Source organism: Paenibacillus sp. FSL R5-0701 (genome assembly GCF_037973995.1).
In the GTDB taxonomy this organism is placed as follows: Bacteria; Bacillota; Bacilli; order Paenibacillales; family Paenibacillaceae; genus Paenibacillus.
On sequence record NZ_CP150230.1, the window covers coordinates 5,453,719 to 5,468,393 of the forward strand.

Genomic DNA, 14,675 nt, shown 5'->3' on the forward strand with positions numbered 1-14,675 from the left:
ATTCTCAGCTCAAAAAAAATAGCCTGCACACGGTGTGCAGGCTCAAAGGATATATAAAAAAAGGGGGTCATGTGTGTTATTATAAGCCCACTATGTTAAAGGCTTATGTAACTAATATTACAGTAATATTACAAAAATGATAGCGCTTTATAATTGTGTTTTTAATATATTTATAATTGAAAAACCCTTGCGCATTACTCGACTCTGTAGTCAAGCAGTGCAAGGGCCTAGAAGTATCTACACGTTAATTCAACTCTTCCACATAGGCATGGTTGGAACGAAGCTTATGAACAATCTCTTCATAATCCTCATCCCTTACTTTGGCAGACAGAACATAATGCAGATCATCATAATCGGCCGAAGACACATCCGAAGCATTCAGCATGTCTCCATCCTCATTCACTCTGTCACGAGTATCCCGCTCTGCATCACGGTCCACATTGGCTACCACAGGGATCACATTTTCGCTGGCTGGAACACCCGGGGCTGCACCTACACCCATTGCTCCGTTAGTACCTACGCCACCTGCTGTATTATAAGGCACCAGTGGCACCATAACACGCGTGTCTCTACCTATCGCACTATCGAGCTGACCTACTTCCAAATGCTCTGTACGGAACGTCTGAAGTGAAGTTCTTGCGCCCTCTGCCTCGTCTTCGGTTCGAAAATACGCCTGAATATGTTTTGTCATGTCAAACCCTCCTTTTTCGGAATGAAATGCAACGTGAAGTTTGTAAACGTCACGACGTAACGTAGTTAAGATACATCCATGTATGTCAGATGTACTGGGTGAAGTTATATAACTTTTAGCAGTTCACGTACAAACGCTGGCTCATCTTCGGGTGTTCGGGATGTAATATAGTTTCCATCCACAACGGCCTCATGATCCTTGAACTCTGCTCCTGCGTTTACCATGTCATCCTTAAGTGGTGGATAGGATGTAATGGTGCGGCCTTTCAACAGACCGGCACTAGCCAAAATTTGCGGACCATGACAGATCGCTGCAATTGGTTTCTTCGCACTGTTGATCTCGGTGACAAACTTCAAAATGTGCGCATCCGTTCGCAAATTCTCAGGGGATGATCCACCGGGAATCACGACTGCATCATAATCTGAAGCGGATGCATCACCAATCGCCTTATCTGTGGTATAGGAGGCCTTTCCTCCTTTACCTTTAAGGGTCTCACCGGCTTTTAATCCGATAATCTCCACTTCATGTCCAGCTTTTTTTACTTCGTCATACGGGACCTGCATCTCCGAATCTTCAAAGTCATTCGCCAATAAAAAAGCAACTTTACTCATAACGTATGTTCTCCTTTCCGTGTTCGAACTTTCTTTATAAAATCGGGTCTTGCAGTACATTGGCACTTCGTTGTGCCTCGTTTTGTTATTACCCTCACCAGAGCAATTTATAACAATTGGGTGTAATTTCATTTTGTGACGAAGTCCTCAAACGAATAGTTAAAAGAATCAACTCACGACAAAAAGTCCTGATTCGGGAAGGAATCAGGACTTTTTAGAATCTGTATAATCCTAATATCGGATATTTATATCCCTGTGTAAACATTCAAGATCGCGGAAGATGACTCTTCTTCCCTTTGTCCGAATCCTGAAGTGCCCAGATCGTTGCAACATACTCTGCAGCCGAACGAGCAAGGTGCAATGATTCATACAGGTTACCAGGGAGTAACAAAGGTTCTGTACGGGTACGTGTTTCTTTCGCAGATTGGCGCATAATTGGATGGGTACTCCTTTGATCATGAAATAGTCATCAACGAATTATCCCTTATTATGGCCTGAACCCTATGAAATTATGCACCTGGTTCCTGACGAACCGGACTTTCAAGCATCAAAGTCACGGGTCCCCAGTTAGTAAATGTTACATCCATCATCGCTCCGAAACGCCCGGTTTCAACCTGAATACCTTTATCCCGTAGTAGTTGATTAAATGTTTCATATAACAGTTCTGCCGCTTCAGGTCGGGCCGCAGCTGCAAAGCTCGGTCGCTTTCCTTTGCGACAATCTCCGTACAGGGTGAACTGGGAAACAGACAATACAGCACCGCCTACATCAAGCAGGCTGAGATTCATCTTCTCCTGATCATCCTCAAATATCCGCAACCCACTAACTTTGTCAGCCAGATACTGGGCATCCTTCTCGATATCCTCATGGGTAATGCCTACGAGCAGCATTAATCCGGATTCGATCTTACCTGTAAGCTCGTCTCCCACGGTCACCTGAGCCTCTTTACAACGTTGTACAAGCACCCTCATCTTACAGGCTCCTTACTGCATAATCCGATGCACCGAATAGACATCTTTCACACGTTTGATCCGTTCTACAACGGATTGCAGATGATCCGTATTACGAATCAGAATTGTGACGTGCACCAATGCTAATTTATTTTTGTCTGTCCGTCCTGTAACGGCAGATATATTGGTTTTACTTTCGGATACAGCCTGAAGTACCTCGTTAAGCAAGCCATTCCGATCATGGCCTGTAATCTCAATATCCACACTGTAACTTGCTTCGATATTCTCTTCCCACTCGACCTCAATAACACGTGCTGCTTCTTCTCCATCTGCACTTGTCGGAATATTCGGACAGTCACTACGGTGTACGGAAACGCCGCGTCCGCGTGTAACATATCCGATTATGTCATCCCCAGGTACAGGATTACAGCATCGTGCGAATCGAACAAGCAGATTATCGATGCCTTTAACACGAATACCGTTGGTTGGTCGATTTCTGCGCTCAGGCGCAGGTTTCAGCTCGCGCATCTCGGAATTTAATTCCAGCAAACTGGACTCTTCCTGCTCTTTACGCAGTTTTTCGGTTGCTTTGGTTACAATCTGTGCAGCAGTAATCCCACCGAATCCAACAGCCGCAAGCATGTCATCAATATCGTTAAACGCATATTTTTTGGCAGCTTCCATCAACTTGTCATCCGTCATCCACATAGAAGGATCAAGCCCCATGCGTTTCAGTTCACGCTCACAGCTCTCCCGACCTTTTTCAACGTTTTCTTCACGGCGTTCCTTCTTGAACCATTGCTTGATCTTCGCTCGTGCATGAGAAGATTTCGCAATTTTCATCCAGTCCTGGCTCGGTCCGTAAGAATGTTTGGACGTCAAAATTTCGATGATATCACCTGTCTTCAGATGATAATCGAGCGGAACAATCCGACCGTTTACTTTGGCACCAATGGTCCGATTACCAACCTCTGTATGGATTCGATAAGCAAAATCCAAAGGAACAGAGCCGATCGGCAATTCAATGACTTCTCCTTTTGGCGTAAATACAAATACCAGATCCGAGAAGAAATCCATTTTGAGTGACTCTACGAATTCTGATGCATCCTGTGCTTCGTTTTGAAGTTCAAGAATTTCACGGAAGAACGTAATCTTGTCTTCAAAATGATTTCCGTTCGCAGCGCCTTCTTTGTAGGCCCAGTGGGCAGCAATACCAAATTCAGCAGTCCGGTGCATATCCCATGTCCGGATCTGTACTTCCGTTGGTTCGCCATTGGGACCAACTACCGTTGTATGCAGCGATTGATACATATTCGCCTTTGGCATCGCAATGTAGTCTTTAAAGCGTCCAGGCATCGGTTTCCATAGCGTGTGTATAATTCCCAGGGTAGCATAACAATCCTTGATATTATCCACAATAATACGAATGGCAAGCAGATCATAAATTTCGTTAAACTGCTTGTTTTTGGTGGTCATTTTCTTGAACACGCTGTAGATATGTTTCGGACGTCCCGAAAGGTCTGCCTGAATTCCCATCTCATCGAGCTTGTTCGTAATTCCATCCATAACCGTATCAATATATTGCTCCCGTTCCGCACGTTTTTTGTGCATCAGGTTTGCAATTCGGTAATACTGCTGCGGATTCAAATAACGGAGGGCGATATCCTCCATTTCCCATTTGATTGCAGAGATACCCAAACGGTTTGCAATCGGACAGAAAATTTCCAGTGTCTCATATGAAATCCGGCGCTGGCTTTCTTCCGACTGAAACTTGAGTGTCCGCATATTATGCAGACGGTCAGCCAATTTAATCACGATGACACGGATGTCCTGCGCCATGGCGATGAACATTTTGCGGTAGTTCTCGTTCTGCTGTTCTTCCTTGGAGCGAAACTGAATACGTTCCAGCTTCGTCAAGCCGTCAACAAGCATGGCACACGTATTGCCGAAATGATTGCGGATCTCTTCAAGTGAGACCGTAGTATCCTCTACTACATCATGAAGAAGCGCTGCTATTATGGAGATGGTGTCCATCTGCATGTTCACAACAATGTCGGCAACCGCAAGCGGATGCAGAATATACGGTTCTCCCGATTTTCGCGTCTGTCCATGGTGGGCCTGATCAGCAAATTCGTAAGCTTCTCGTATGCGCACCAGATCGGGTTCTTTGATATATGCCCCGGCCTTCTCGAGTAATTGCTCTATGCCCATTCTGATCTGTTCCGTGTCCTTTCTATACCAAATGGAACCCGTGACAGTGCTGCAACACAGGTTCCCCGTAAAAGTAATTTCCTATAATTATGACGCTTCGCCCGTTTCCCGTCAACTGCTGACGAATAAGAGCGCTTATCCAATTTTTATATTGGTGATCTGAATTACTTCTATCCCGTTTCCCTATGACTCAAAGGGGATTGAATGTATTTCTTATTTCTTATGTATTATTGCCGTTATTTGCTGAAATAGAAGGAAAATTCATGAAAATATAAATTCCATCGCTTTGCTACGTCAAAAATGTTATTGATTAATTAAGAGAAACTCTGTAATCTATTGAAAGTTTGTGTTTCGGAAAAGGAGATGAAATTCATTGCAACGCGAAATTCAGGTTAATCAAAAGATGCCACTCGGCTCAGGTTCACTGCTTAGCCTTCAACATTTGTTCGCCATGTTTGGCAGCACGGTGCTTGTACCGAACCTGTTCGGTGTCGACCCTAGTATGATATTGCTGATGAACGGAATTGGAACCCTGCTGTACATACTAATGTGTAAAGGAAAAATCCCCGCCTATTTGGGTTCCAGCTTTGCTTTTATTGCTCCTGTCACGATGGTATTAAAAGAACATCCAGAGAACGGTTACTCGATGGCTCTTGGCGCCTTTATCATAACAGGTATTGTTTTCTGTCTGGTAGCTCTCATTGTGAAATATGTCGGAACAGGCTGGATTAACGTGGTATTCCCACCAGCAGTTATGGGTGCCATCGTTGCTTTGATCGGTCTGGAGCTTGTACCTGTTGCAGCTGGTATGGCCGGATTGATTAATTCCGATCCGGTAGCTAATCCCAACTGGGTTCCTCAGGCGAAACCTATTATACTCTCCATGGCCACACTCGGGATCACTGTCATTGGTGCCGTAACATTCCGTGGATTTCCCAAAATCATTCATATTCTAATCGGTATTGTAGTGGGTTATATCCTTGGTTATTCTATGGGTCTGGTCGATAAACAGGCTATTGGAAACGCTGATTTCCTCTCACTACCAACCGTAACCACTCCTACATTTGACTGGTCTGTTGTCTTTACCATTTTACCTGTAGCACTCGTGGTTATTGTAGAACATATTGGACATTTGCTTGTAACGAGCAGCATTGTAGGCAAAGATCTCTCGAAGGACCCTGGGCTTCATCGTTCCCTGCTTGGTAACGGCGTATCCACCATACTGTCAGGGTTTGTAGGATCAACCCCGAATACAACCTATGGTGAGAACATCGGTGTTATGGCTCTGACTCGGGTATACTCCACATACGTTATTGGAGGCGCAGCGGTTATTGCAATTGTACTCTCCTTCTCAGGAACATTTTCGGCGCTTGTAGCCAACATCCCTGTACCCGTTATGGGCGGCGTATCCCTTCTTCTGTTCGGGGTAATTGCGGCATCCGGTCTGCGTATTCTGGTTGAACAGAAAGTTGACTTTGCCAAACCAACCAATCTGATTCTCACTACACTTGTACTGGTCATCGGACTGAGTGGTACAGAAGTTATCTTCTACGGCGTTCATCTGAAAGGGATGGCACTCGCAACCATCGTTGGAATCCTGATGAGCTTGTTGTTTAAGCTGTTTGAAGTGCTGGGTTGGTTGAATGAAGACTCCAGAAAACAACCTATTACTGAAAAAACACCTGATTAATTTCCATCGTATACACATCAAAAAGCCTGTTCTTTCCAACCTAACGGATGGAGAGGACAGGCTTTTTCGCAATCATTAATGCTGTATATTATTTCCCGGGAAAAGGGAAAAGCAATTCAGGTTTTAATCACAACTCTCCAAGTGGAGATTTTAAACTTAGTAGTTCATCAATGTGAATACATCGATTTTCTCTGGCAATTTAGCACGACCATTCAGATCAGACAGTTCGATCAGGAATGCAGCTCCGACAACGTTCCCACCCAATTGTTCAATCAAGTTGATGGAAGTTGCAATCGTTCCACCCGTTGCGAGCAGATCATCTGCGATCAGGACATTTTGACCTTTTTCAATCGCATCTGTGTGCATCGCGAGTGTATCCTTGCCATACTCGAGATCATAACCAACTTCAATCGTCTCTCCAGGCAGTTTTCCACTTTTGCGAATCGGAGCAAAACCGACACCAAGAGCATATGCCAGAGGGGCGCCCACAACGAAACCACGTGCTTCAGGTCCAGCAATAACGTCAATTTTGAGATCAGAAACCATCACTTTCAGTTCATTGATCGCATTGCGGTACATTTCTCCATCCTTCAACAATGTTGTAATGTCCTTAAAGCTGATTCCCGGTTGTGGAAAGTCAGGAATGACACGAATATAATCTTTAAAATCCAAAATAATCTCCTCCTAAAATAAATACACAAACTTCCATCTAAGATACGCCCTTCATCCGGGATATCATCCATTGTGTCAGTTGCGGTGTGGCTGCATCCAGCATCACCTGTTCTATCTCAGCCATATTTTCGAGCGCCTGATAGTGACGTGAAGCGGTTAGTTCACGCTTAGGCGGGTTATCCACAAACGCAATTTTGCCGTTATCACGGGTAATGAAGGATAACTCTTCGAATACATCCAACATCATCGTAATCATGCGCGGCGAACAACCACACTGACGACTGAGCACAGGAGTAATCTCTTGTTCCTCCACGGGTTCAGCTTTCCATTTCAACACCTGCATATAAATACGCTTAAAGAGTTCTCTGGAAGGCATCTGAAGGCGATCTCGGCGGTTGCCTGATCCGTGCAGAAGGATGATATTCTCAGCTCCACTGAACAAAGCCAGCATGGCATCAAGTTGTTCCGGGGTTTCCGGCGTATCAAACACAAATAACGTCCGGACTTGTTCCTGTCCATAATGCTGTGCAGCAGCATTACTCGGAAATAACCCGACCTTTCTATCATATACCCAAAGGCAAGGTTCATACAATGAATTTCCCTCGGAAACATCTGTTTCTTTCCGAACAATAGCACCAACAGAACCTGATTTATATCGCAGATGCACCTCAAGTGAGCTCAAGAAATGCTTCATTGCATTTAGTGGCTCGGCATTACCGCGTAAATCAAACACTTGGACCTGAGGAACATGAATGTCCTGAAGCATCAATTGAGGTTTTCTCATCCCATTCCATTCATTGATGGACAGTTCCCCCATCACATCAATAACGGAACCCGGGAGAAGAAACTCTGCTAACGCTCCCTTGCCAAAAGCGACGGTTTCCAGTTGCAGACCATCCTGCTCCAGAACCAGTTTCAGATGGCGTTTCTCTCGTCCCATTGTTCTGGTTTCCTTCACAGTCACACTTCTCAATACAAACCGTGGCGAAGGATTGCTCATCCCGAAAGGCTGCAATCTGTCGATCTCCTGGATCACTTTCAGCGGAACATCACTAATTCTGCATTCATCATCCGCAAGACGTTGAGGTACAAAGTCCTCTTCGGTCAACACGGTTGCAGCAAACTCATTCAACCCCACCTCAAGTTCTTCCAGTTGATCCCGATGCAGGGTCATCCCTGCAGCAGCCGGATGTCCTCCGTAATGATCCATGGTGTGTTTGTTGACTGTGAGTGCCTCATAGATATCCAAGCCCTCAATGGAGCGCGCAGAGCCTTTGCAGACTCCACTCTCTGGATCAATCCCAAGAATAAGTGTAGGTCGGTAGTAGCGGTCCAGCAATTTGGAAGCCACAATACCAACCACTCCGACATTCCAGCCTTCACCAGCCAATACGATTACATCTGGAACGGATCCAGAACGAAGCTGTATCTTTTGTTCCAACTGTGCCGTTGCTTCTTGTAATATGCCCTCTACGACTTGCTGCCGTTCCCGATTCAATAGATCAAGCTGACCGGCTAGCGTATGAGCTTCATCCAGATTCTCGGTTGTGAGCAGCGACACCGCCCGTCCCGCATGGTCCAAACGTCCACTGGCATTAATACGTGGTGCCATGGCGAAGGCAATATTAATCGAGGTCACCTGACTCTGATCCACACCACTGATTTCCAGCAATGCACTTACACCTGGAAGACGCGAGCCACGCATGGATTCTATTCCATAACTGACGATAACCCGATTTTCACCTTCCAAAGGCATCAGATCGGCAACCGTACCGATAGCGGCAATCTCCATCCATTCACCGGGCACTTCCCCGATCAATGCCTGAGCCAGCTTTAAGGCTACCCCCGCACCTGCCAAACCTTTAAAAGGATACGGACATCCCGGAAGTTTCGGATTAATAAGTGTATAAGCTTCCGGTAAAATTTCAGGTGGTTCGTGATGATCTGTCACAATGACCTCGATGCCCAGCGTTGCCGCATAGGCAATCTGTTCAACAGCACTGATTCCGGTATCCACGGTAATAATCAATGAAACGCCCTGTTGATGGGCCCAATCCAACGCATGGTTGTGCAATCCATACCCTTCATTCGAGCGATGAGGGATATATATATCATACGAGGCCCCAAGATGACGCATCAGGTGGATCATCAGCGATGTACTGGATACGCCGTCGGCGTCATAGTCCCCATAGATTAAAATATGTTCTTCCCGCTCCAAAGCCAGTTTAATTCGAGGGACAGCTTCATTCATGCCGAGTAGCAGATACGGATCATGCATCTGATTCAGATCAGGATGCAAAAAACGTTCGGCCTCCTTCTCATTGTGCACTCCTCGACTCACAAGCAAACGTCCAACAAGGGGTGAAACGGAAAGCGCCTGCGAGAGTCCCGCAGCCGCCTCCAGATCGATATTTGGTGTATTCCACCGGTATTGCGAATAAAGCAATGATAACGCTCCTTTCCTGATCTACTGGACCCGCGCTTCACTACTGAATTAATGTCGCTTCGTGATCGGGCAGTTCATGATTGGATTTATAAGGATAGCCTGGATCATAAGGTATCGCTTGAATCTGTACTTCTTTCACATGACTGAAACGGGTTAGCAGTAGAGTCTTGGCCCGATTAGCAATCTCCTGTGCTTCCAGTATTGAGATTCTCGGATTCACACTAATGACCAGCTCAATCGTAACGTCATGTTCCTGTTCACGTGCAACCAAATGCTCAATGGTAATGATGCCATATACCCGCTGTACGGTCTCCCTGAAATCTGAGGCTTCTTCCTGCTCCAGCTCCTGAACGAGTGAGCCATAGACTGTGTCCACAATCATTCGGTAACCCTTGTGAAGCACAAAACAGGAAGCAATCAACGCAGCCGTGGGGTCCAGGTAGAGCAGCATGCTCAAACCCGTCTCTTCACCAGCCATCGATCCTATAATGCCGATTAACACGGTGAGCGAGCAATAGAGTGCACGGCGATGTTGCTGTGCATAGGCCAGCGCCTGAGACTGGTTTCGTTTACGGAAATATCTGTACTGAAATTGAAAAATTGCTTCTTTCACAGCCAGAGCTGCTACAGCCACCAAAAGCACCGACTTGCCGGGTGCTTCCGGTTCAATTCCGGAGAGACTACCCAATGCGGAGATGGCAAGCTGTAAACCACCCATGAGGATCAGCACAGATAACAATACTGAGATCCCGGGTCTAGCAACACGTGAATGTTCTTTAAATCGTCCCCTGCGAGCCTTGCTCTTATGGCGTACAGACTTGGAGGGAAAGAGACCAGCCAGGGCAGAACCAGCTTCAGAAGCAGAATACAAGCCGTCTGCGAGCAACGATTTGCTATTTGCCATGTAACCGACCCCAGCCTTGATCACCGCAAGTCCCATATTACCAGCAATACCGCTCCATGTGGCAGCTTGAGCAGATGGGATATGTTCTCTGGTCATGAATATTCCCCCTTAATTCTGTACATAAAGTTGCAAAACCGCGCCTGGCAGACGCGGCTTCACAATACGATGTTTAGTTAGATTCTTTAGCTACTGTTTTTGGCTTATCCACTTGTTTACCTTTGAGCGTGAACCATAATGGAGCGGCGATATAGATTGAAGAATAGGCACCAAAGAATGTTCCGATCACCATCGCCAGAGAGAACATACGAATAGACTCTCCGCCAAAAATAAACAAACAGAGTGAAGCAATAAATACAGTAAATGTTGTATTCAGCGAGCGCGTCATCGTTTGGGCTAAACTCCGGTTGACCACTTCACGCAGATCAGCTTTCGTTGATTTTTTGGCGAAACGCAGATTCTCCCGAATCCGGTCAAAGATAACGATCGTATCGTTGATCGAGAATCCGACAATGGTTAGTACAGCCGTAATAAAGGTCAGATTCACTTCAAGACGGAATATAGAAAATACACTTATAACTACGAAAGCATCATGGAATATGGAAACAACCGCTGCCAAAGCGAATCGCCATTCGAATCGAATCGCAACATAGATCATGATTCCGATACTGGCAATCAGTACCGCATAGATCGCATTACGCTCAAGCTCTTTGGCCATCTCTGGATCAACGGTATTCACTTCATAGGAAGCCGTCTCATCCAGTTTGCTAAATTCTTGCTTGAATTTGCTTTCTTGGTTTTCATCCAGTACGTTCGAGAATCGAACATTAACCCGATCAGATCCAGTCGTGATCTGGACTTCCTTTGTGTCAACACCCAGTTCATTCACGATTGGATTGATTTGCTCCGCTGTGATGGCTTTGGATACGGTGATATCCACATTTGATCCTGAACGGAAATCAACGGCGTAGTTCAATCCAAGTGAGAGCAAACTGATAATCCCTACTACAGTCAAAATGATCGAGAATGTATAGGCAATTTTACTTCCTTTAATATAATCAAAATTCCAATTAAAGCGCACGAATTTCACTCTCCTTCACTCCGAAGTACTTAGGCTTCTTCAACACGTTAGCCCGTACGAGCAGGGTCAACAGGAAGCGGGAGAAGAAAATATTCGTGATAATGCTGGTGACAATATCAAAAATCAGCACGAGTGCAAACCCTTTAACCGCACCTGTACCTAGGAAGAACATAACAGCGGCTGCAATAATGGTTGTGACATTGGAGTCAATGATTGTACGGAAGGAATGTTTACCACCCGCTTTAACCGATGACAAGATCGACTTACCACTGCGCATCTCTTCCTTGATCCGTTCGTACGTGATGATATTGGCATCCACCGCCATCCCTATACCCAGGATAAACGCCGCAATACCTGGAAGGGTAAGCACGAATTCTCCTAAATAGAAGATTGCAAGTACCAGCCACGTATGTGTAATCAAGGCAAAACTCGCTATAATACCAGGAATGCGATAAAGCCCAATCATGAACACTAGAATAATAACGGAACCAATCAATCCCGCTTTGATGGTCTGATCCAGAGAAAGCTTACCAAGTGTTGCACCAACACTTTGTGAATACTTCTCTGTAAGTTTCAGTGGCAATGCACCCAGGTTAATGGTGTCACGAAGCTGGTTTGCTTCGTCACGTGTGTAAGCACCCGAAATCTGAGCGGAACCATCTGTTAACTGTTGTCTAACGGTTGGAGCAGAGAGCAACTCATCGTCCAAATAAATGGCGAGAGGTTGTCCGATCAAACGTTTGGTGATCTCAGAAAACTTAGCTTTGTCTTTCACTTGAATGTCAATCATAGGCTCATTCAATTGAGTGAACACAACTTTGGCTGCATTCTCAACAAATTCATTTCCGCGAAGCTCAATTTTGGTGTATTCGCCTTCCTTGTCGTTCTCAGCTTTACTACGGAAGGTTAGAACAGCCGGTTCTTTCATTTTGGCTCTAACTTCAGCCTCATCCGTAACCCCTGCCAACTTCAATCGAATCCGGTTGCTTCCTTCAGTGGTTACCTCCGGTTCGCTGGTTCCGAGCGCATTGGCGCGGCTTTCAAGGCTTTTGGCCGTTTGCACCAAAGATGCTTTGGTGACTTGTTGACCTGCTTCGAGCGGCTCTGCTTCATATAAGATCTCGTAGCCTCCCTTTAAATCAAGGCCCAAGCGTATATTTTTGAGCAGTTCCGGGCTTGTTCCCACCATTACCCCTGTGGTGACAAGCACGACCAGAATGAAACTGATAATTCTTTTCATGCCGTTCCTAGATCCCCTTTCGTTCTCAATATTCCTATTATAGCGATGCCGTAAAAAGCAGTCAATTTTCAACAAAAAAGATCCCTTTCGTCTAGAAAGAGGACCCCCGGTATGCAGACACAGTCATAAAGTTCATAAAGCTTGTTGCTTTCAGTGACAAAATGTCGTTCACCAGCTGGTGAAGCGGTGGAATGCCCTGTTTTTCATATTTATGACTGACGCAAATCCAGACATCTTTGCTGGTGACATATTCGTAACCGACAAGCCTTAATTCCTCCGCTTTGCTACGGCAGAGCATCTCTATTGACTGTTCCAACTCCACATCATTCATTTCTTCCAACGGGGAGCCTCCCTTCGTACATCCAAGCCTTTATGCGGCATCAATATTACATGATTCGACTTCGCCTGATCATATTCCTTCTTGCTGATTATGGTTCTTTTTGTTAATCGTGTCCAAGTTGTCATGAGAAGATAAAGGACTGGCATAGGATGAAGAACAACGGCTTTGTCCCGTTTATGTTGATAGCCTGTACTTTCAACCGGGAAAGAGGGGTAGTCTTGAAGAAACAGACATTTATCCAGGGGGCCATGATCCTGCTCGCGGCAGGCATAATTAATCGAATACTTGGTTTCATTCCGCGCATTGCGCTGCCACGAGTCATTGGTGCAGAAGGTGTTGGCATCTACCAATTGAGCTATCCCTTTTTTATTGTACTGGTGACATTAATTACGGGTGGCATTCCGCTCGCCGTAGCCAAGCTCGTAGCCGAAGCTGATACCGGTGCCAATCGTTATTCCCCTCAGCGAATCCTGCAAGTAAGCTTAAGCTTTACGTTGACTCTGGGTGTTGTATTCATGTTTTTGTGCATCCTGTTTGCACCCTGGGTTACCAAGTACGTGCTCACAGATGAGCGGGTGTACCATACGTTCGTTAGTATGAGCCCCATGATTGCTATTATCGCCGTATCTGCTGTCTACAGAGGGTATTTCCAAGGTAAGCAAAACATGATGCCTACTGCCATTTCATCCATTGTTGAAACCATCATTCGTATCGTCTGTGTCATTTGGTTTGCCTGGCTTCTCCTCCCCCACGGTATTGCCCAAGCTGCTGCTGGTGCCATGCTGGGCGCACTCGTTGGAGAATTCGGCGGTATGCTTGTACTCTTGTGGAAGTATAACAGGCAGAAGAAAGAGTTACCGCTCGCCAAACATCAGAACATGCCCAATCTCACAACCAAACCTTTAAACCCAATACCTTCAGTTCTGAAAGAAACGGGTACTCCACAGCCCGGATTAATCCGGCGTTTGCTTGCAATCTCTATTCCTGTTACAGCAGGCCGATTGGTTGGCTCCTTATCCTATCTTGCCGAAACTATTGTTACTGCCCAGAGTCTGGCTCTGGCAGGCATATCCAAGGGACTTGCTACAGCACAATATGGTGCATTACAAGGTATGATTATTCCTTTGCTGCTGCTTCCGGGGGCACTAACCTCATCGCTCGCGACATCACTTGTGCCTTCACTGTCCGAAGCTTCTGCTCAGGGAGATCGCGCTCTGATTCACAAAAGAATGCATCAGGCCTTACGCTTGGCACTTGTGACAGGTGCTCCGTTTTCCGTGTTTATGTATGTGCTTGCCGAACCGATGTGTCTTGTTCTGTATAATGATGCATCGATCGGAAGCATGCTGAAGCTAATGGCTCCTTTTGCGTTGTTCATTTATATTCAAGCTCCTCTTCAAGCTGCGTTACAAGCTCTTGACCGTCCAGGTAAAGCACTGCTGAATACGTTTATCGGTGCGGTTATCAAAATCACCTTAATTTTAACACTCGCTTCCCGGCCCGAGTATGGCATCTTCGGTGCGGTTATTGCTATCTGTGTAAATTCTACTGTGGTTACCCTACTACATGCCCAAAGCGTACGTAAACTCCTACAATTCCGCTTTAAGATCATGGATTGGGTCAAGACGGTTGCCGGAATGTTTATCATGGGAGCAGCGACCCTGCTGGTATACGAAGAGACGGTCATGATATTGCCTTTATGGGTCCGAATGCTTCTCGCACCTTTCGTCGGGCTTATCGTTTATTTCATCGTTATGGGCTGGACCAAAATGATTGACTTTCATGATCTGTCCCGTGCTCCTTTTATAGGTTCATGGTTCAAACGTCGTTCGGGTAAATGAT

Annotated in this window: 13 protein-coding genes; 2 read left to right on the forward strand and 11 right to left on the reverse strand. The window is 45.8% G+C overall.

Going from position 1 to position 14,675, the window contains the following annotated elements:
- Positions 1-244: 244 nt before the first annotated feature.
- The 5 genes from MKZ13_RS24065 to MKZ13_RS24085 form a co-directional block, all read right to left on the reverse strand.
- Positions 245-691, reverse strand: coding sequence for a hypothetical protein (locus MKZ13_RS24065; protein ID WP_221824758.1), 447 nt, complete (start codon positions 689-691; stop codon positions 245-247).
- 104 nt (positions 692-795) lie between these two features.
- On the reverse strand, positions 796-1,302 hold the full coding sequence (locus MKZ13_RS24070) for a type 1 glutamine amidotransferase domain-containing protein (RefSeq protein WP_105601829.1): 507 nt from the start codon (positions 1,300-1,302) through the stop codon (positions 796-798).
- 265 nt (positions 1,303-1,567) lie between these two features.
- A complete protein-coding gene (locus tag MKZ13_RS24075; RefSeq protein ID WP_221824760.1) occupies positions 1,568-1,735 on the reverse strand; it encodes a hypothetical protein in 168 nt (55 codons plus the stop codon).
- 76 nt (positions 1,736-1,811) lie between these two features.
- The gene (dtd, locus tag MKZ13_RS24080) at positions 1,812-2,273 is read right to left on the reverse strand and encodes a D-aminoacyl-tRNA deacylase (protein ID WP_339178820.1); all 462 of its coding nucleotides are present in this window, start codon (positions 2,271-2,273) and stop codon (positions 1,812-1,814) included.
- Positions 2,274-2,285: 12 nt separating this feature from the next.
- On the reverse strand, positions 2,286-4,463 hold the full coding sequence (locus MKZ13_RS24085) for a bifunctional (p)ppGpp synthetase/guanosine-3',5'-bis(diphosphate) 3'-pyrophosphohydrolase (protein WP_211082497.1): 2,178 nt from the start codon (positions 4,461-4,463) through the stop codon (positions 2,286-2,288).
- A 373-nt stretch (positions 4,464-4,836) separates the two neighbouring features.
- On the opposite strand from MKZ13_RS24085, the gene uraA reads away from it, so the two are divergent.
- Positions 4,837-6,153 carry a uracil permease gene (gene uraA / locus MKZ13_RS24090; protein ID WP_339178825.1) on the forward strand — a complete coding sequence of 439 codons (1,317 nt, stop codon included), beginning with the start codon at positions 4,837-4,839 and terminating at the stop codon, positions 6,151-6,153.
- 156 nt (positions 6,154-6,309) lie between these two features.
- Here uraA and MKZ13_RS24095 read toward each other — a convergent pair whose 3' ends face one another.
- The 6 genes from MKZ13_RS24095 to MKZ13_RS24120 all read right to left on the reverse strand — a co-directional run bounded on the left by MKZ13_RS24095 (position 6,310) and on the right by MKZ13_RS24120 (position 12,824).
- Positions 6,310-6,825: an adenine phosphoribosyltransferase gene (locus tag MKZ13_RS24095; RefSeq protein ID WP_091020472.1), complete on the reverse strand. Its 516-nt coding sequence runs from the start codon at positions 6,823-6,825 to the stop codon at positions 6,310-6,312.
- Positions 6,826-6,862: 37 nt separating this feature from the next.
- On the reverse strand, positions 6,863-9,271 hold the full coding sequence (gene recJ, locus MKZ13_RS24100; RefSeq protein ID WP_339178830.1) for a single-stranded-DNA-specific exonuclease RecJ: 2,409 nt from the start codon (positions 9,269-9,271) through the stop codon (positions 6,863-6,865).
- A gap of 40 nt (positions 9,272-9,311) precedes the next feature.
- Positions 9,312-10,271: a cation diffusion facilitator family transporter gene (locus MKZ13_RS24105; protein ID WP_339178831.1), complete on the reverse strand. Its 960-nt coding sequence runs from the start codon at positions 10,269-10,271 to the stop codon at positions 9,312-9,314.
- A 73-nt stretch (positions 10,272-10,344) separates the two neighbouring features.
- Positions 10,345-11,253, reverse strand: coding sequence for a protein translocase subunit SecF (gene secF / locus MKZ13_RS24110; protein ID WP_221824764.1), 909 nt, complete (start codon positions 11,251-11,253; stop codon positions 10,345-10,347).
- On the reverse strand, positions 11,243-12,493 hold the full coding sequence (secD, locus tag MKZ13_RS24115) for a protein translocase subunit SecD (protein WP_091020478.1): 1,251 nt from the start codon (positions 12,491-12,493) through the stop codon (positions 11,243-11,245). Before secD ends, secF begins: the two co-directional genes overlap by 11 nt.
- Before the next feature lie 91 nt (positions 12,494-12,584).
- Complete coding sequence (locus MKZ13_RS24120) at positions 12,585-12,824, reverse strand: post-transcriptional regulator (protein ID WP_221824798.1); 240 nt, start codon at positions 12,822-12,824, stop codon at positions 12,585-12,587.
- Positions 12,825-13,051: 227 nt separating this feature from the next.
- Here MKZ13_RS24120 and spoVB point away from each other — a divergent pair, with 227 nt between their 5' ends.
- Positions 13,052-14,674, forward strand: a complete 1,623-nt coding sequence (spoVB, locus tag MKZ13_RS24125) for a stage V sporulation protein B (protein WP_339178835.1) — start codon at positions 13,052-13,054, stop codon at positions 14,672-14,674.
- The last annotated feature ends 1 nt before the right edge of the window (position 14,675 follow it).